Raw genomic sequence first — 18,831 nt, 5'->3', positions numbered from 1 at the left:
CCGACTCCATCAGCGAAGGCGGCGCCTTAAATGATCGGGAGCTGTATCCCAGACCGCTACCTCAAGCTATTACTCAAACCACAGAGGTTGAGCGCGGTCACCTTGATGCAGGCCATAGGTCCAACCTTTAGTCCAGTCGGTACCATCCTGCTCAAGCGCTCCCAAATAGGCGCGACCCAGCTCGGCAGAAACTGTCGGTGCAATGCCATCTATCATTTGAGCAGATTCGTCAACGGTAAATATCGCAGGAGAACCGCCGAGCAAAACAAAGTCTGTATCGGCGTCAGAGGTTGGGTTAACTTCACCGGAGATGGAGGCAAATTGATTGCCCCCATCTACAGCCCAAGTCTCCACATCAAAACTATCTTCATCGGTTTTAGTTCGATCTTCACAAGCAAAAATATTAGAAGTCAGGGCCACCTCGGTGCCTGCAGATGCTTCATCCCGTGTCTGAGAGCTTTCAACACGTAGGCAGTAGTTATCCCCGGCCTCTCCGGTCTCATCAGCAAAGAAGGAAGCAACAATTATGGAGTTGGTGATCATCGGGTAAATTCCCTCACGCAGACGCCAACCAGCGCCCGGATCATGGGTACCCTCTTCTTGAGCGGAAATAATGCAGGTCAGACCGTCAATTACCGGGCGACTATTTAGCCCCTGGCCAATCAACGAGGAATAGTCAGTAGCATCGCTGTAGGACCCAATTCCATCGGCCTCAATACAGTGATTGCCGTCGGTCTCACTTTGAATCACCAACGCATTAGTAATGCTTCCGCGATAACCCTCATCGACATCAATGGAGTCATCACGAACATACAGCGCAACATAGTTTTCTACATCTACGGCACCGCCGAAGAATTCGATACCGTCATCATAAGTGGAGTAAGTTTGAAGGTTGCGAATGGTTGTTCCATTACCCACGGCGTCAAATGCAATTCCGTTCAACTCGTCACCACTGGCAACTTCAGCACCCGTGTGCTTTACAACAACATAAGAAAGCTCGCCAGAGCTGTCGGCATTATTGTCTCCACCGTAATAGGAGGTGTTGTCATCGGTGGAACCTTCAGCAGCTACGTGACACTCTCCAGCAAGGGCAAGATTGCCGCCATCAATAGAGCCTGTGTACTGGCACTTATTGGTTACGCCAAAGCCATTTATAACCATCCCCCCCCACTGTGAAACGTCTTCGGGACCTACAGTGCCGAGGACATCAGTCTCTGAGGTGAAGGTGATTGGTGAAGTTTCAGTACCGCGAGCAAATACTTGTGATCCACGGTTTACAACCATAAATGCTGAATTATCTTTAAAAGCGATAGTGGCGCCCGCTTGAATTTCCAGCTTAACGCCATCACCGCCCTCAGAAATCCCTGCTGCAGTCAGGTCAGAGTCGCTGGAATAACTTTCACCAACAAACAGACTGCCACTAAAGATATGAGCCCCATCGTTATCCAGCGCAGCCAAATACAAATCTTCAATCAAGGGGTTTGCTGCAGAAACAAAGTCAGCAGTGTAATAGCAGTTACTATCGCTATATTCACCTTGTACACTAGAACTTTCTATAGTTGCACATGGATTCTCATCCGAAGAATCACCACCTGGATTGGTGATAGAATTATCCACCGAGTTATCTACTGTTTCCGGCTCGATACTCACACCGCCACCGTCACAACCCGCTAATAGCGCAGCAATCGCAGCTGCCAGTAAGAGCTTATTCTGTACTCGCTTCATATTTCCCCCTATAGGAATTTCAATCCAAAACTTTAATTGCTTCAACTCCGCCATTTTTAAAAAAAATAAATGACAACAACCAAGCAAATAAAAACTATATTTTTTTGTTTCGCCGTAGCGATTTGGACGGAGGGAAGTTTAGAAATGCACTGTTGCGGATTTGTTACTTATTTAGATATTTCCGTAAATTATCGAATTAATATTCTATTCCTTTCAGAACAAATACACTTATATTTCCATAAGATTTCAAACACTATTTTTTTAATAGAAATGAAATACAGCAACACCACAAATAAATAGTACGGACATGTATATTCCCGGGCAACTTTCCGGATTCAAGCAAGCACCGGCACAATCAAGTATAAATTCCACAGCGGTAATCAAAATACAGGAGCGATAATGGCATCCACTAAACAGTTTGACACCAAAGATATAAATAAGGAAAGTTCGTCGAGAGAGTAAAGTCAGGAGCTATAGGGTCAAGCAAGTACTTTCTAAACTCGAACAGTGAGGAGCAAGGCTATGAATTAAAGCCCCAGCTACAAATCAGCGCTGAGGCGCGAGGAATCCGCCAGCAGGAACCGGGAGCTATCTAATTGCAAGAACCCAGCAGGAAATCTTTTCCGTCACTTTGCACAAAAAGCTTATCGGTATCGCGATCCCCTTCAAGCGCCCAGTCTACCAACTGGTAAAAAACATCACGGGAAACGCGAGCCTGTAACCCCCCTCGAATCTCCAGGTAAGGGATTGGCTGCGGCGGAGCACCAAAGTCTCTCAGTTGCCACTGCCCCTCTTCCGACAGCTCAACAACGTCGCCCACATTTGTGGTGAAAAGTAGTTGTTGATGAGTACTCCCGGGGTTGCGGGCCACCTGAGTGATCACAAATGGAACATCCTCCACTGTGATTCGCAGCTTCTCGACAGGGGTGACAAGGAAGTATTCATCCCCCTCACGCTTCAAAATGCTGGCAAACAGTTTCACAAGAGGGTGACGACGAATCTCTGTTCCCTCGTGGATCCAACAGCCATCAGACTTGATGACCATATCCATGTCCCCACAAAGCTCTGGGTTCCACCTTTCTACAGGTGGATGCCCATGAAATTCAGCCTGTAATTTTTGCAGCTGCTGGAACAGGGGCTCAGCCAAGGGCGGACCCCGCAGAATCGCTGTGATGGCTTGTCTGGCTTCCCTCTGGCGTTTTGCGAGAGGACATATCACCGATATGCACACCCACATCCATAATAAACTCCATCAAACCTTCCCTGTCCTCTATTACATTGGCAAAAGACTTGGAGTGATAAAGCTCTACCGCCCCTTGCACAAGCGCCCAGTACGTTGAGTAATAGAAGTATGCAGGAACGTTCTTCAGCATGCCCTGCTCCATACGGCGCTCAAAGACCCGATTGAGAGAGGTGGCATTGGAATTACGAATATTGTGGAGCTCCGCAATCATTTCTGGAGCCAGGTTCAACGCGATAATCTTCTCCTCCAGGCGCTGGAAGAGTCTATCTTTGCCAGGATCGGCCATACGAGATTCAAAATAGGCGCGGGCTGGAGCGGTGATATCACCTTGCTCGGCCAAGGCTACAGCGGTCTTGAGACGTTCAGCGAGGGATTTTTCATAATCCATCAGCAAACGCATGTAGATTTCTGTCTTGGAAATGAAGTGCTTGTAAATCGTGCCCTTACCGATATCCACACGCTCGGCAATCTGTTCGACCGTGACTTTTTCTTCACCGTGCTCCAACAGAAGCTCCAGAGCCGCATCCAGGATACGCTGCTCCCGCGCGCGGAACCGCTGAACCTTCTCTTTTGCCTTATCCATACTTCCGACCTTCTTTGCCCGTAAAAATGGGGACTGAAATTGACTATTCATTCATGAATGATAGGCAATTCAAGTCGGTTGGAAAAGTAAATCGGGGAATTAGACTGCCTAATATTAAAAATATTAGGCCATTTTGCTCAAAATTTACTCAAAATGAGCCAATTTTAAGCTGAGAGCAGACCTTTTATTTTAGCATGTGGTGACGTTTGGCGAGCCCAAGCATTGCACATAACACATAAAATTCGACGATTGAGTGATTGCGGGGTAGTCCATTACCCCAATACTTCCGAATGAAATCAAGAACTAAACCAGAACACAAGAAGCCACTATTAAACGGACTTCAGCTTTAGCTCCAACAGAGGCGCGACTACATCGTTGTCCTGCGTGCGTATCCAGAGCATTTCCTCCTCTGAGTAGAGCTCTGCAACAATCGCATTAGCTAATTCACAATCATGAGAAATCAAATGCTGCGCCAACCACTCTGCAGCAAAGGTACGTTTTTTACCGAGCGTACCCTGTGAACGCTTGTACAGGTTTTTTACTGCCTTGCGCGCATATTCCACTGAGGCAATTCCCGGAGTCGCTTCAACCATCTTGCGATGCAACTTTTTGCTTTTCTGTTCGATGATATAAGGAAGCACTTGGCCAGAAACATAGTCGTGGGCGACCGATCCTTTACAAGGACAGCTATACGACTTCCTGTTTTCGTAGATTTTTTTCAGAGCATTGAGGTGATTATTGGTTTTGTATGCGGATCGGGCCGCCAAACCAGCGTAACCAATGGATAATGCTGTTCCAGCAACAACCAAACCAATACCCGTCGCAGAAGTCGCAGCCGCTGCACCGGTAGCCAGGCCGGTTAGTGTGGCACCCGTAGCCGTCTGTGCACCCCACACCCCATAATAAGCAGCAGAGCCAACCCCTCCAGCCACAGCCTTTGCGGTACGGTGCCGACTGACAACCTTGCCGAAGTTCAGTGGTGGACGTATATCAATATTGTTGTGTGGCACCTGTGGTATCTCCTACTTCTCTTATTCAATCTTTGTTGGATAGCTGCAAACAAATTAGTCCAACTGTCCCAACAACTATTGGCGCTTTATACCACAGAAATAAGTAAGGATTCGACAAGTCGCAATAGTCAATAGCACAGAGTTTCAACTTGACTGAGAAAATCAGTAGCTAGTGTATGGAAAAGAGCTGGACAGCTATACGAGGTGGCACCTGTGACCAAAATGGGCCTAACGTTCAAAATATGAATGGGGTTAAAGGGATTTGCTGTTATTATCCTTTTGATTAAGAGCGCAAAGCTCCCCATCTACAAACTCTGTTAAGTGGAATAGGTAACGGGCAAAATCCCTTATGTTGGAAAAATTAGGTAAGTTATTGGATGTTGAAGAGCTGGATCGAAATCTCTTCCGCAGTCGTCATCACGTTGAAAATTATCGTAAAGTGCTTTTTGGCGGGCAAGTTCTGGGCCAAGCACTGATGGCAGCAACTCGTACCGTTGAGCATCGCCTACCCCACTCCCTGCACGCCTACTTCCTCCGCCCAGGCTCTAGTGAGCTGCCGGTGATCTACGAAGTAGACCCAATCCGCGATGGCGGTAGCTTTACCACTCGTCGCGTAGTCGCCAAGCAGCGCGGGCGCGCGATCTTCAATATGTCCGCCTCCTTCCAAATTCGGGAACCCGGATTTGACCACCAGGCCGACCTGCCTTGTGTCGAGATTCCCTCTCCTGAGAGCCTGAAAAACACCCAGGAGCTGGCCCTGGAAGCTGGATTGGTTAGCCCGCAGTACGATCAGCGGCGCTATATGATCGATTTTCGTCCGGTAGACCCGCAAAGCTACTTTGGCGCTGAAACCCGCGAAGCCAAATGCATGTTCTGGCTGCGGGCAGAGGGCGAGATGTCGGACGACCCGATGGAGCACCGAGCAGCACTTTGCTATGCATCCGATATGGGACTCCTGGGTACCTCCCTACAGCCGCACGACATATCCTTATTCGACCCCCAATTGATGCCCGCGAGCGTTGACCACGCGATGTGGTTCCACCGCGATTTCCGCCTGGATCAATGGCTTCTCTATGTAACGGATAGCCCTTCGGCAACCGGTGCCAGAGGCTTTACCCGCGGCCAGATTTTCACCCGCGACGGAACGCTGGTAGCGTCTACCTGCCAAGAGGGGCTGATTCGACAAATAAAAAATTAAATCAGTGGTTTACTGCAGAAAAATTGCTGCTATAGTGCCGCCCCTTCGCAAATGATGCGAAACAAAAAACGGTGAGTAGCGCAGCCTGGTAGCGCACTTCGTTCGGGACGAAGGGGTCGGAGGTTCGAATCCTCTCTCACCGACCATACAAAAAGAAAAAGCCCGCTTTTAGCGGGCTTTTTTGTGTTTATGATTTCATTCCTGGCAGAGCTTTTACTCTAAAGGTTTACATGAGTAATTACACAGCTGCCTTGAGGGTGTAGTCTCTTGGTTGTTTATCGGTATCTTGGTTGTTTATCGGTATAAATAGTTAAGCCAGCCATACTCAAAGCCTCGTCGGTATTTCTGAAACCCATTCTTTATTTGTCCCCATCGCATCTGACTTTTGTAGTTTGCTTCCGCATTAGCCCCTGATTTGACGAAGTTGAATAGCAAGTGGTCTAAGGTGGGGCCCCAACAAGGTACAAGTAGGAGTTGCTTGCACTTTTTCCAGGTGCGATGTGCTGAGGGAAAGTAAGGGGCAATCTGAACGGCTTATCGTCAGCTCAAGCTAAAGAGTTCAGGCACAAAAAAGCCCGCTAAAAGCGGGCTTTGAAAATCTGGTCGGTGAGAGAGGATTCGAACCTCCGACCCCTTCGTCCCGAACGAAGTGCGCTACCAGGCTGCGCTACTCACCGAGGCCGCGAATACTACTCATCCATTTTTCAAAGATCAAGTAATTTTTGGCGCGAATGTCATCATAGGTCATTTTGCCGACACAACTGGTCTTTGAGTTGTCCTCAAAGGCAGTCTAATCCGCATTATAGCTGGACCTCCCCGGCTCCAAGCGCCTCTTTCTACATTGGAGATTCAAGCTTTACGGTTGCTAGTAATTGCCCCAATCTCCGACACATCCATGTAGTCTGCCAACTAACAACCAATCCCTTGTTCTCCCTGGGACCGAACACTTTCCACCAATCTATTCACTCTCTGAAACCCTCTTCACGTATACGGCAAACTGTGGTCGCCAAAAAAATACCGATATTATTTCTATCCACTTTCTTGTATTTTCGTATCTTCAACGACTATCAAGTACTTTTAGTTTTGAGAGCACACGTATAAACAAATGCAAAGCTCTCCACAGAGGACATCAGAACTTGGAGCAAAAAAGACCAAGAGAGGCATACAGCGCGAGGCCATAACAAATTATATTGAAACGCTACTAGATATCGTTTTTTGATGTTTTGAGTAAGTAGACCTTTACATAAAAGCGAACTGATAAGTTCTATAAGTTTCTTTTCCAAGACATCGATATAAACAATTACCTTTAAATTCCAGTTCGCTATTTACGGATATTTCTACAAGTGCCGCTAGTTTTCACCGGGCACCCGAGGGGATTTTCTCCGAGCCCTAACACCAATACAATGGAGCAGCACCCTGCACGCCACAAGAATATTTACCACCCATTTAAGTATCAAATTCCAAGTAAAACTTTATTTTTTAAAAAATACTCCTTTTGGAAAAATTACAAAATTTTAAGAAAAATAGTGACTACAATTGCGCCTCCATTACCTTTTTGTTTCCCGCTCCATTTTTTTTAAAACTTTCCCTGTGCTTCTGAAAAGCTTCTCTATACTCAGATCAGCCGGCTGAGTGTCCGTCGCAAGATGCAACAACTCGAAAGCTCATTACCGATTTATTATCAGCAGGCTGATCCTAAAAACGGGGCTCTATCAAGCTCCAAAATTCTCACCCGTAAACCATGAAATAACCTGGGCGATAGCCCCCTATCGTCATTGGTCTACTCGAGGAGTACGTTCATGTACCAACCATATGCATATGCTCAAGGGATCTTTGGACAACCACATAACTATGCCGCACCTCCGATTAATCCGGTCGTCGGACTCAGTCCACCCCAGCCATACCTACCGCTACAACAGTTAGCACCACAAGGATTGCTGGGAGACTTTATTAGCCGCGCAGCGCCGGTGGTTGGTGGCATTGTCGGTGGACCACAAGGTCAATTGATCAATGCACTCGGCGGATTGGGCCAAGTACTGCCCTTCCAGGCCGCACCGCAGCTTCCACAACAGTTAGCGCCCCACATTCCTCAGCAGCTTGCTCCACAGATTCCACCCCAGCTGGCTCATCAGTTTGTCCCCCAGAACTATCTCAGCGAATTGATAAGCCGAGCCGCGCCGTTATTGGCCAACTACATCAATAGCCCTCAGGCACAGCTTATCAATGCAGCCACCCAGCTAGGACAGTTCCTGCCCTACCAAACCGCTCCGCAACTGGCACCGCAAGGTCTCCTCGGTGAGCTGGTTAGCCGTGCCGCACCTGTTCTTGGTAACTACATTGGTGCGCACCAACAAGGTCAACTCCTTAACAACTTGGCGCGCCTTAGCCACCTACTACCCTACCAGGCCGCACCGCAATTCGCGCCACACCTCGTTCCTCAGACCTACGTCGGCCAACCGGTAAATCAACTGGCACCTGTGGCTCCGGAGCAGTATGGGGCGGTTCCCCCGCAGGCTTTTGCACCACTAAGTCAACCGGTGCCATTCCAGGCTTTCCCGCAGCCGCCACAGCAACCTTTTCAGAATTTGAGTGGCATCGGGCAGCCACTGCCCTATCAGGCCATGCCGCAACCCAACTCAGCCTTTCAGCAACAGGCTTATCTGCACTAAAAATGATGCAAAAAGGGGCTTCACGCCCCTTTTCCTGGGGGTGGGTTCGCCCCTGCCCTACTTTGGATAGCGCAGTCACAATGAGAAGAAAATGAAGAAGTTTGAGCAATATGTAGCCGTACCCAATCGTAAGGTATCAGCTAGCACTCTGGAGCTAGAGGAGCTGGTGAAGGAAGCTTCAAATTGCCCCGATGTGAGGGACGTTACTTTGCGCAAAAGCAACGTCACCCTTGTGGCTACACCCGATGCCGTCGACGACCTAAGAAAGAAATTGGGAGGCAAAGTAATTATTGATCCGGATCAACCTGTCCACCCTCTCAATTGAGACTGAAACCCACTCGATTCACCACTTTCAGACGTTTCACACGCGTACTAAATCAGTACCGCACTGAAAGCGAAGGAACATGAACATGACTGAATCCCGACAAGAAAAGGCCGCAGGAGAACCTTCGGTCGAGGTTGCAGAGAAAGTCGAGTTACTTATTTCACCCCGCCGCAGCCTGATGGCTAAATCCATGGGCGTACAGCCATTGAGCTCGGGCTCAATGCACCATGTGATTTCCACTATTGCCAGACAGGCAGGTTGTGAGGTGCTCCGTGAAATACGCCCCGGCAGAAAACTAAAAACGCTGTCATCCGCAGATGAGGCCACCAATATTTACAAAGTCCGTATGGATGTGGATGCTGCTGCGGCACTTTACCAGACCACACCACCAAACGTCGCCGTTGAACTGGACTCACTTCTCTCTTACGGGCAAGCGAGCTATTCACCGACCTTTTCCGCAGTTTTTGCACAGCAACCCGGACTATTGCGCGAATACCACGTCCAGGCACAGCAGGTGCACTTCCGCGTTATCGGTGCAAAAGGTGAGCCCATACGCGACGCGCAAATAATTGTTGAAAGTGCGGGCTTTCCTCAAGAAGGTGTCACCAACAATAAAGGGGAAGTCGCGCTCAGTATTTTTGCGCAAAGCGGCGGTGCTCAAGTGAAATCACTTCTGATCCGCCCGGCCAAAGATTTCTGGAACAAATATATTCGCAGCCCCTCCCTGTCGCTCACCGGTGTGAACCTGGTGAAACTCCAACCCCTAAGCGAAGCCATACCCAACTTCCCCAATGATGCTTCCTATGGCTGGGGGCAAAAGTACATGGGCCTGGACCAGCTACCCGATGAATACACAGGCAAAGGTATCAAAATCGCAATCATCGATTCCGGTGCGGACAATAAGCACCCGATACTGAGCCATTTAAAGAATGGTATCGATGTCACCAATAATTACGATACCAATAGCTGGGTAGAAGATATCGTCGGCCATGGAACCCACTGTGCGGGAATTATTACAGGCCAACCCTCTGGCTCCGAGGCAATACGCGGATTTGCTCCTGAAGCCGAAATCTATGTATTCAAAGTTTTCCCCGGCGGGCAATTTAGTAGCTTGATTGATGCGCTCTCACATTGCATAGAGCTCGGCGTTGATGTGGTGAATATGAGCCTGGGCAGCTCTGATTCATCAGAAGCTGTTGAGCAGCAAATCGAGGAAGCGGTCCAACATGGTATCGCCTGTATAGTTGCCGCAGGCAACAATGGCGGGGCAGTCCAGTATCCAGCCAGATCCCCAAATGCTATGGCTGTAGGCGCTCTTGGAATGCTCAATGAATTCCCCAAAGATTCCTGGGAAGCGCAAACAGTAATACCCTCAACAGCATCAGCCGACGGTCTATTTGTTCCTAGGTTTAGCGCTTTCGGCCAGGAAATTTCTGTTGCCGCACCTGGTGTGGGTATCGTTTCGTCTGTGCCTGACAAAGGCTTCGATGTTCAATCAGGTACATCAATGGCCGCGCCGCATGTTACCGGTTTGGCAGCACTACTACTTGCCCACCATCCATTATTTAAAGGTGCGCTCCGGCAGAAAGATGTATCCAGAGTAACCGCCTTATACCAACTGATCCAATCCTTGGCCGCACCAATGCCCCTCGGGGCAGAGAGAGTTGGCGCAGGTGTTCCCAAGCTTTTCGGTATCAACTCCGCTTTTGAGTCCGCCAAAGAGCAAGCAAGGGCCGCGGGTACTCATGCCGCAACCGCGCAAGGCCCCTCCCCAGCCACTCCATACTCTGGATTTACCATGAGTCCGTTACAGGGCTACCCCCCTCAAGCTACACCCAGTTGGCAGGGGCAGTTTGTGCCGGGAGGCTATTACCCTTCCGAAATAGCCGCGGTTAACCCCCAGCAACCAATGGTAAGCAGTTTTCCAGATGGATTTGCCCTGAGCGCCTACGGTATGCAGTTCGTTGATCCCCGTGCAATCAGATATTGGTAGCTCTGTAGCCATCGTTAGTTAGACTGCAAAAGACCCTTCAAGACCGCTGCATAGCTGCGGTCTTGTTCTTCGTAGCGCTCAATTCCCACTTAGGCAGCATGCCTGCCCACTAACCCAGCCCTCTCAAAAGATGTTTGTGATGGCGCACCCATATCTATCTTCTTGTTTACTTTTACGGGAGATGCTTACTAGTATGCGCTGCCATATGATAACGACTTTGTAAGTGTATTCTTTTTAAATAATACATATCTGAAAACCAATCCAATGAAACCTGACGGCACAAAACTGTCATCTCATGACTGGCTAGTTTGTGGCCAGTTTGCTTGAAGGTGACACAAGGGCACCTGTAGGCTTAGATACTGTCGAAACGACTAATTGTTGGATTTCCCGCTGAAGAAATGATGCTTAAACGATTACTAACACTGCCGCTATTACTCGCCACTCTATCCCCTGCTGTTCAGGCTTATGAGATTCTTTACAGTGCAGAGATCTCGCCCAACTCCAAACTGGCTGAGGTGGAAATGGCACTCAGCGGTGATGATATGCCAAGTAAGCTCGTTCTAAACTTGCGCTCTGGCCGCTATCAGGACCTGGAAAGTGACACCCCTCTAAAGATCGAGGGCGACAAAGCAACCTGGCAACCCGAAGGGAAAAACCCCGTCCTCAAGTACCGCTTTGTCATAGACAACCAGCGTAGCAACGGTGGCTACGACTCACGGATCACCAAAGACTGGGCAATTCTCCGCAGCGATAAATTGATTGCACCGGTATCGGCAACCAGCCGTGGCCGCTCTACCGCCCGCCTTAAGCTGGAACTTCCTGACCAATGGTATGCGGCCCTACCCTACCCTGAGATCGAAGATAACCTATACGAGTTATCTGACCCCAAGCGTAAGTTTGTAAGACCCAAGGGCTGGATGATTGTAGGGAAAATTGGCAGTCGGCAGGATATGATTGCCGGCACTGAAACCCGTGTTGCAGGCCCTAAAAATGAGAACATTCGGCGGCAAGACATCCTGGCCTTCCTAAATTGGAACCTGCCAGAGCTCAAGAAAATCTTCCCCCTCTTCCCTGATCATCTATTGATCGTAACCGCTGACGACCCCATGTGGCGCGGTGGACTGTCGGGGACACGCTCTCTATATATGCATGCTGATCGACCATTGATCAGCGGCAACCGCACCAGCAGCATGATCCACGAGCTAGTTCATGTGGGCACTGGAATTCACGGCGACGATGAGAGCGATTGGATTGTAGAGGGACTGGCTGAGTTTTACTCCCTGGAGATTTTAAGGCGAACTGGTGGCATCAGTGAAACCCGCTATCAGGAGGCAATGGATAAACTGATTAAATGGGGTAAGAAGGCTCCCTCACTATTAGTCGAACGCTCGTCCGGCCCCATTACCGCCCGTGCGGCCGGGGTAATGCAGCAACTGGATAAAGAGATTCGCGAGGCCAGCAATGGCAAGGCAAGTATTGATGACGTCGCACGAGAACTGGCTCGAACACGCGGTGAAGTGACTCTGGAAAGGTTTAGATCCCTGTCTGAGAAAGCAGCCGGTAAACCCGTGGATACATTAGCCACAGAAAACCTGACAGACCGGGCGAAAGGCTCCAGTAAATAGCAGACAAAAAAAAGCCCTGACGACGGGGGGGGGAGAGCGTCAGGGCCAAGACCATTAGGAGTGAAACTTGGAGGATTTCATCCTTGCTTCCGGGTGGCAGCCATGTGAGCCACCCTACCAGCATTACTAAACACGTTGGGGGAGATGTGTTAGCCAGATAAAGACAGTATCGAACACAGGTCACAGATTGCCAGCACACCTGAAGATTAATTTAGAACAAATGGAAATAGGTTCTTGAGCACCAGCGCTAAAAGTTATTACAGCCCTCCCCCACCATCAGAAGGTAACTTTTCCTACTTTTTTTCACTTGTTTGCAACATTGATGAAAACAATGCTTGACTAATCCTCTAGAGTCCCTAAAATGGCGCCCACTTACACAGCGAAACGCACGTAAGTATAAGAAAACGCTAGGATTTTTCAGATTTATCAGATAGAATTCGCAGCGTTCTTTTCCGCCAAAGGCGGATAAAAAAGGCTAGGTGGCAGAGTGGTCATGCAGCGGACTGCAACTCCGTGTACGCCGGTTCGATTCCGACCCTAGCCTCCATTTTCCTCTTCATTGCAGTATCCTGTTGAATGCAATGAAAGTGAGAATGAAGGGCAACTATTAAACATCGCCCTCTCTCGCAAAGGATCTGCCCGGGTGGTGGAATTGGTAGACACAGGAGACTTAAAATCTCCCGGCTTCACGGCCGTGCCGGTTCAAGTCCGGCCCCGGGCACCACTAGATCCTTATAGTTTCACAGTTATAAACCTTACGATATAGCCTTTTTTGACCCCCCCCTTTTTATAAATACGAACCTCAGCAGTTAATATTTTTGTTGGCTGGGCAGAGCTCTATAAGTTACCGGCTCCCAACTTTCCCTGTCCGGATTAATAGACACATTCAGAGAGCACCCCGCCACCCATCAAAGATTTTCCAGCCAGGCTACTGATCCACAACAACTAACACGACATCGCCATTTACGACTGGGATTTTTCTCACCGCAGGGAGCCAAATATCACCTGTACCTGGGAAAGTAAGATGAGAGGCATTTATTACAATGTGGTTATACTTACCGTTTTCTTGGCAGTCTAGCGAATTTAATACAGGCGCTTAGCCTAGATGAGGAGCCCGACTCGAACTAAAGGATGCAGCCGTCGACCAAGACCACACCAAGAAGGTATTCGTTAATATTGATTGCCGCTCTACCCCACCGCCACTTCAGCTGACGGCAGTCAAACCCGTAACTCTTCGTTTTCAATCTAGAATAACCCTTGAAGACTACAGGGAAAGCGGCAAGTAGATTTACCGGACATCCGAGAAATATCAATTCCGGCAAATAAAACCACTTGGGTTACTACACTCATTGGACGTCCGCGGGACTAGATAGAACTGCCTCCAGAACCAGAAATGAAATAGCTTGTACGGATGAGAATAAAAAAACCGGCTTGGGGGCCGGTTCAAGAAAGGATGGTTGCTGCATGAAAACCAAAGCAGCTACGAATATATTACTCCTCAAATCAGAACACTGTCAATAAATACAGCTGTATATAAATACAGTTTACGGTAATTTATACGTCAATTTAAGGGGCGGACTTGGGGCATTTAGCATTGAGCTTTACCACTCTTTTGGTGATGGGTTGGAGAGGGCTATCACATTTCAGAACCCAGGCACTGTAGTGGGGACAAAAATCTGGCAAACCTATTCTTCCTTAAATGAAATATGTGAACTGGTTTCAATTTAAAGAAATCGGCCCACTCAATACAGCGCTAAAATCTGATTTGTTTAAGGAGGAAAGAGCGCACTTGCATAGCAGCGCTCCGGACTCGGGTATCCCGAAACGCTATTGTTCAACGAACCAGTATTGTAAAGTGCGAAACTCAGGTAAGCAGTGGAGTGGAGCTACTCTGAGTACAAGAGAGCTTTCGTATCTATCGCCACCTTCAAGGCGTACAACTTATATACAGATCTCGCGTAGATTCATCACCCAATATGCACATATGCCCTTTAGTGTCTTTGTTCAATTAGTTTGATTTAGCAGGTTATACTTCACCAAAGAGAAGGCGGCTACTCATAAGTTGCAATACACAGTTATCTCAGGAAGTATTTCAAGCTTTGCGTGGTACCCACCAAGTGTAAAAAGTGGTCAATCGCAAGATGCAGTGAGCCGTGTTTTTATGCATAACTTACAAAAAAAGATTCCCATGAAGATAAAGACATCACCTATAGAAACGTTAATTTTCGCTATTCTCGCTATTTCACTTTCCAATGCCAGTTATGCAAAGGACACTGGGCAGGTTGAATTTCTGAACCCAACAGGATCAGCCTCAAAGCTACCGTTTTCAGAGGCTGTAAAAGTTGGCAACCAGCTATTTCTTTCTGGCCAAATAGGGCTTTCACCGGAGACTAAGCGGTTAGCCCAAGGGGGATTCGCTGCGGAGACCAAACAGACTCTAGACAATATAAAGCAAACTCTAGAGCGCTACGACTACGAAATGAAAGATGTCGTTAAATGCATGGTCATTTTAACAGATATCAAGAATTTTCCTGAATTCAACAACATCTACCAGAAAGCTCTTGCCTCCCCCTACCCTGCAAGGACTACCTTTGCAGTGGAGTCCCTAGCGCTGGACGCCCAAATTGAAATTGAGTGCATCGCTGCCAAGTAGCTATTAGTTGAGATCTGAGGTGGTAAAATCATCCACCTCGGATAGTTCGCGTTTAATTCCGAAGGTGTTTGAGACAAGCCATATAGCGCCTTCATCAGGGCTGATTAGCCACGCGTAAGCTCAATTGTTTCCAAAATTCTTTTAAAGCTCTCTGTTATCCTGGCCATATCTTCATTCGTGGAATTAACAATAAGCCAATAAGCATCTTTCCTTCCAACAACAAGGCTCAACATTTGAACGGATTTATCCCCTTCACTAAACCATTCTACAGTCTTGTAGCTCACCTTTAATCCTGACTTTGTTGTCAGCTCCCCTTCATTTGAAGTTCTTACTTTTTTTTGGCCCGAAGATTTCTGGAATTCCTTTAATATCATTCGCCAATATAGTTCATGCTTCTGCCCTCCTCGCTCACGATCAGTAACAACCAGGTAGTCCAGCTCATCGCCATTCCAGCTCAGAAGAATTTCTTCATCAGGACTATAATCAGGCACAACCTGAAAAGTTAGATCCATCTCTGAAGGTGGATTAACTTTAATATACTCTGCAATTTTCAGCTCTTCCGCTTGAGACGCGTAGGAACTAATACAAAACAATACAGCAATGAATATCCGCTTCACCAAATTTACCCTAAAAAAATGTAAAACCACACCGTATATCTATGACAATACAGTTACCTACTATGAGCTTAATTATTAAAAATAAAGGAATCAACTTCTTTGCGCACGGAGCCACTCATTTGTGATTACATAATACATCCGTAACTCTGACACTCCCTCGCAAATGGTACGATATAAATAACACAGGGTCGCCTAAGCGACCCTGTGATACCTAGACAATAAAACAACCCTACTAACTTATCTAAAAGTTGAAATCATCCAGCTTCCACCAGCAGTGCCCATCGCCAGGTATATCAAAGCCAGCTGATGTAATTCGGCCTTAAAGCGGTTGTATCCGTTAAATACAAAGGAACCAAAATTGGGGTCAAAAAGCCTCCAGGTATTACCATTCTGTACTTGAACTGCAATTGCATGGCCGCTGTTGGGACCCAGGAATCCTATCAATGCAAAGCCTTGATTAAGGCGGGCCATCCCCTGCCGTATCCATCGCAAAAATATGGAAAAAGGCTCAAATGGATTCAACTGATGCCCACGGGCGATACAGTGCTCGGTATACCCATCTGCCCGACAAATCGTCCTTAACCCTGACGATATACCCATCACATTTCCCTGGATCTGCTGCTGCGCGGAAATTGCCCTTTGCATTGTATAGATAGGCTGCCCAAAGGTGGTGGTCGACCCGCCAACAGCCCTTAAAAACATACCTGGAGTTGCTCTGTTGAGGGCGTTTCCAATTCCCGTATTATGGTAACGCTGTTGCAGTCCTGCCTGGAGGTGCATATTTATATGACCGCCGGGTTGCAAGCCGAGTCTCACCCACATGTAGGATAATGCGTAACAAACTCCGCGCCTTACGTCATTGTGGACACCGGGTTGGATGTAATTTGCTTGATCCAATAGAAATTCTGTTTCTGTTAATTTCGGATTGAACATGGAGGTCTCCCTATTCTTTAGAGATAGTGGACTTTTGCCTATCCGCGGTATCGCGGCCCATGTTCTATTTTTCTCACCTACAGTTTTATCTCTATCAATTTTCTTGTGGCTTTTTTAGCTTTAAGTCATTTTAAAAAGTAAACCGGAATTTGATTACACTTAATTTCAATTGGCTTTTCAGAACGTTAAGGTCAAAATATGATACAAATTTCCAGTTTAAACTGCGTTTGGATAAGTGCAGAAAGTAAATTTATTTTTAATCATATACGAGTACAAGTATTGCGCTGGTAATAACAAACTCATTAGAACAGTGAGCTATCAAATACCAGCGCTATTATATCTGTTGAGAAGGCTGTGGAATCTAAACTCAACCTTCCTATATGATATTAACTGGGAAGTTGAGTAAGGAAGAAATCTCTCAGGTTCTCACCCATTACTTTACGGATCTCTTCTTCAGTAAACCCTTGCCGAAGCATTTCTGCGGTAAGCACGCCCAGTTCACTTACGTCAAATGCAACCTTTACACTACCGTCATAGTCCGACCCCAATGCGACATGATCCACACCCAGTGTATCAATGGCATAACGAATGGATTTAACAATGCTCTTGGGGCTTGTATCGCAGACAGCACCAGGCCAGAAACCGATTCCAACCAAGCCTCCTTTACCCGCTATCTCCTTCATTAGCTCATCACTGATATTCCGGCGTGAGTTGCACGCCCCTTGAAGCCCGGTATGGGAAACAATCACTGGGCGCTCGGCAATATCCAAAACTTCGCGGACGACCTGCTCGGAGGAGTGGGCGACGTCAATCACAATAGAGCGCCTTTCCATCTCCTGCACTGCTTCCCGGCCAAATGCGCTCAAACCCTGCCCGCTTTCTCCATGCAGGGAGCCACCCAGCTCATTGTCGAAAAAGTGTTGCAACCCCATCACCCGGAAACCAGCATCGTATAGGTGACCGATGTTTTCGATCTTCCCTTCCAAAGGATGGGCACCTTCAGTGCCAAGGAGTGCGGCCAAAACCTCTCCGCCCTGCTTCCTTGCTACAAGCACCTCTTGTAGATCTGCCGCACTTTTGACGATACGTATTTGGTCAGGCGCAGATTGCTGTAGCGCATTAACACGCTCTGCATGATAGAGCGCCCGCTCATACAGGCTGCCCCACGCCTTTACTGGCCACGCCTGAGCAATGGCCAATAAGGTTATGTTATCGCCAGCTTTGCTGGAGTTCTTCTGATAGTTCTGCCCCCGGGGAGACTTGGTAACTGATGTGAAGACCTGGATACCCAGATTACCTTCTCTCGCCCGGGGAAGGTCCAGATGACCATAGTCGGCTCGCTTCCTCAAATCCCTGGCCCACAGGAAACTATCTGCGTGGAGATCACCTACCAATAGACTTTGGTGTAGCGCTTTAGCCTCAGGTGACAGCGCTGCAATTTTGCCCGGCTCTACTTTGTTCATAGACTTTTCAATAGCCGGAAGCAAAAGCCATTTCCAGCTGGCGAACAATATCACCACCATTGTTGTCAGAAGAATGAACCACTTGCTCATCTATTGTCTCCATTAGTAGAAATCCATGGGGAAGTTTGCACAGAGGCAACAACCTTCTTCGATCCATCAGGATCGCAGAATGAAGCAATTCGAGCGGTTGCTCAATAAGCAAGCAAGAGAAATAAAACTGTGGTGGTCGTGGAATAAGCGCTGGGACACCAACCTCGTACTTATCAGAAGAGAGAAAAATGAAGGACAAGCAGTGATCAAACTTTTACAACTGAACTTACTCGTATTATTCGCTCTATTCATGGGTGGTTGCGCCGCTTTATCGCCCAATTTTCAGCAGCCCGAGGTTGAGATTATTGGGCTGGAGCCGCTTCCTCCTGCCGTCGGCAGCGATCTGCGCTTCAGAATCCATTTGCGCATTTTCAACCCCAACAACCAAGAGCTACCCCTCTCCGGGATCTACTACAAGCTCAGTCTTGCCGGCCATAAAGTGATGACGGGAACCTCAAACAACCTATTGCCCATTGCCCCCTATGGCCAGGATGATATCTCGGTAGACGCAACTGCAAGCTGGATGGGGTCTCTATTCGCCGCCGCTGAATTAGCGAATAGAGGGCAGCAATCGGTACCCTATGAACTTCAGGCAAAAATTGGCCTGAGCAGGTCCATTGTGCCTTCCATTACAGTGCAGCGAAGTGGCGAAGTTCGACTAAATCAGAATCTGGGCCTCTACCACTAGTCCAAGCCTACTCACT

At 48.0% G+C, this 18,831-nt stretch carries 14 protein-coding genes and 4 tRNA genes; 10 read left to right on the top strand and 8 right to left on the bottom strand.

The features are described 5' to 3' along the window. Positions 1-69: 69 nt before the first annotated feature. From ACG1BZ_RS11090 to ACG1BZ_RS11075, 4 genes are all read right to left on the bottom strand, one after another. A complete protein-coding gene (locus tag ACG1BZ_RS11090; protein ID WP_413665688.1) occupies positions 70-1,725 on the bottom strand; it encodes a serine/threonine protein kinase in 1,656 nt (551 codons plus the stop codon). Positions 1,726-2,317: 592 nt separating this feature from the next. Beyond that, positions 2,318-2,872 carry a DUF1285 domain-containing protein gene (locus ACG1BZ_RS11085; protein ID WP_413665687.1) on the bottom strand — a complete coding sequence of 185 codons (555 nt, stop codon included), beginning with the start codon at positions 2,870-2,872 and terminating at the stop codon, positions 2,318-2,320. Then, entirely contained in the window at positions 2,865-3,551 is a 687-nt protein-coding gene (locus ACG1BZ_RS11080) for a TetR/AcrR family transcriptional regulator (RefSeq protein WP_282932697.1), read from the bottom strand. The genes ACG1BZ_RS11085 and ACG1BZ_RS11080 overlap by 8 nt, the downstream gene beginning before the upstream one ends. 329 nt (positions 3,552-3,880) lie before the next feature. Then, positions 3,881-4,561, bottom strand: coding sequence for a hypothetical protein (locus tag ACG1BZ_RS11075; protein ID WP_413665686.1), 681 nt, complete (start codon positions 4,559-4,561; stop codon positions 3,881-3,883). 349 nt (positions 4,562-4,910) lie between these two features. Here ACG1BZ_RS11075 and ACG1BZ_RS11070 point away from each other — a divergent pair, with 349 nt between their 5' ends. Both ACG1BZ_RS11070 and ACG1BZ_RS11065 read left to right on the top strand, forming a co-directional pair. Beyond that, positions 4,911-5,759, top strand: a complete 849-nt coding sequence (locus ACG1BZ_RS11070) for an acyl-CoA thioesterase (protein ID WP_282932695.1) — start codon at positions 4,911-4,913, stop codon at positions 5,757-5,759. A 69-nt stretch (positions 5,760-5,828) separates the two neighbouring features. Beyond that, positions 5,829-5,905 (top strand) — tRNA-Pro (locus tag ACG1BZ_RS11065). A gap of 454 nt (positions 5,906-6,359) precedes the next feature. Here ACG1BZ_RS11065 and ACG1BZ_RS11060 read toward each other — a convergent pair. Then, positions 6,360-6,436: transfer RNA gene (locus ACG1BZ_RS11060), tRNA-Pro, on the bottom strand. Between the two features lie 1,122 nt (positions 6,437-7,558). Between ACG1BZ_RS11060 and ACG1BZ_RS11055 the strand changes: the two genes are divergently transcribed. The 7 genes from ACG1BZ_RS11055 to ACG1BZ_RS11025 all read left to right on the top strand — a co-directional run bounded on the left by ACG1BZ_RS11055 (position 7,559) and on the right by ACG1BZ_RS11025 (position 15,024). Further along, positions 7,559-8,428 carry a hypothetical protein gene (locus ACG1BZ_RS11055; RefSeq protein WP_413665685.1) on the top strand — a complete coding sequence of 290 codons (870 nt, stop codon included), beginning with the start codon at positions 7,559-7,561 and terminating at the stop codon, positions 8,426-8,428. Between the two features lie 91 nt (positions 8,429-8,519). Further along, positions 8,520-8,753, top strand: coding sequence for a hypothetical protein (locus ACG1BZ_RS11050; protein ID WP_413665684.1), 234 nt, complete (start codon positions 8,520-8,522; stop codon positions 8,751-8,753). An 85-nt stretch (positions 8,754-8,838) separates the two neighbouring features. Next, positions 8,839-10,746, top strand: a complete 1,908-nt coding sequence (locus tag ACG1BZ_RS11045; protein ID WP_413665683.1) for a S8 family peptidase — start codon at positions 8,839-8,841, stop codon at positions 10,744-10,746. 398 nt (positions 10,747-11,144) lie between these two features. Then, a complete protein-coding gene (locus ACG1BZ_RS11040; protein ID WP_413665682.1) occupies positions 11,145-12,371 on the top strand; it encodes a hypothetical protein in 1,227 nt (408 codons plus the stop codon). A 473-nt stretch (positions 12,372-12,844) separates the two neighbouring features. Then, a tRNA-Cys gene (locus ACG1BZ_RS11035) sits at positions 12,845-12,918 on the top strand. 90 nt (positions 12,919-13,008) lie between these two features. Continuing rightward, a tRNA-Leu gene (locus ACG1BZ_RS11030) sits at positions 13,009-13,095 on the top strand. A 1,338-nt stretch (positions 13,096-14,433) separates the two neighbouring features. Next, on the top strand, positions 14,434-15,024 hold the full coding sequence (locus ACG1BZ_RS11025) for a RidA family protein (RefSeq protein ID WP_413665681.1): 591 nt from the start codon (positions 14,434-14,436) through the stop codon (positions 15,022-15,024). A 104-nt stretch (positions 15,025-15,128) separates the two neighbouring features. Here ACG1BZ_RS11025 and ACG1BZ_RS11020 read toward each other — a convergent pair whose 3' ends face one another. From ACG1BZ_RS11020 to ACG1BZ_RS11010, 3 genes are all read right to left on the bottom strand, one after another. After that, the gene (locus ACG1BZ_RS11020) at positions 15,129-15,641 is read right to left on the bottom strand and encodes a hypothetical protein (RefSeq protein ID WP_413665680.1); all 513 of its coding nucleotides are present in this window, start codon (positions 15,639-15,641) and stop codon (positions 15,129-15,131) included. A gap of 237 nt (positions 15,642-15,878) precedes the next feature. Continuing rightward, on the bottom strand, positions 15,879-16,574 hold the full coding sequence (locus ACG1BZ_RS11015) for a YopT-type cysteine protease domain-containing protein (RefSeq protein ID WP_413665679.1): 696 nt from the start codon (positions 16,572-16,574) through the stop codon (positions 15,879-15,881). A 386-nt stretch (positions 16,575-16,960) separates the two neighbouring features. Next, positions 16,961-18,127 carry a dipeptidase gene (locus tag ACG1BZ_RS11010; RefSeq protein ID WP_413665678.1) on the bottom strand — a complete coding sequence of 389 codons (1,167 nt, stop codon included), beginning with the start codon at positions 18,125-18,127 and terminating at the stop codon, positions 16,961-16,963. Positions 18,128-18,206: 79 nt separating this feature from the next. On the opposite strand from ACG1BZ_RS11010, the gene ACG1BZ_RS11005 reads away from it, so the two are divergent. Further along, complete coding sequence (locus ACG1BZ_RS11005; protein ID WP_413665677.1) at positions 18,207-18,815, top strand: LEA type 2 family protein; 609 nt, start codon at positions 18,207-18,209, stop codon at positions 18,813-18,815. Positions 18,816-18,831: the final 16 nt, after the last annotated feature.

This window comes from Microbulbifer sp. CNSA002 (assembly GCF_047324085.1).
Classification (GTDB): domain Bacteria; phylum Pseudomonadota; class Gammaproteobacteria; order Pseudomonadales; family Cellvibrionaceae; genus Microbulbifer.
Note: the sequence above shows the minus strand (reverse complement) of the source record. Positions and strands in the feature narration are given on the sequence as shown.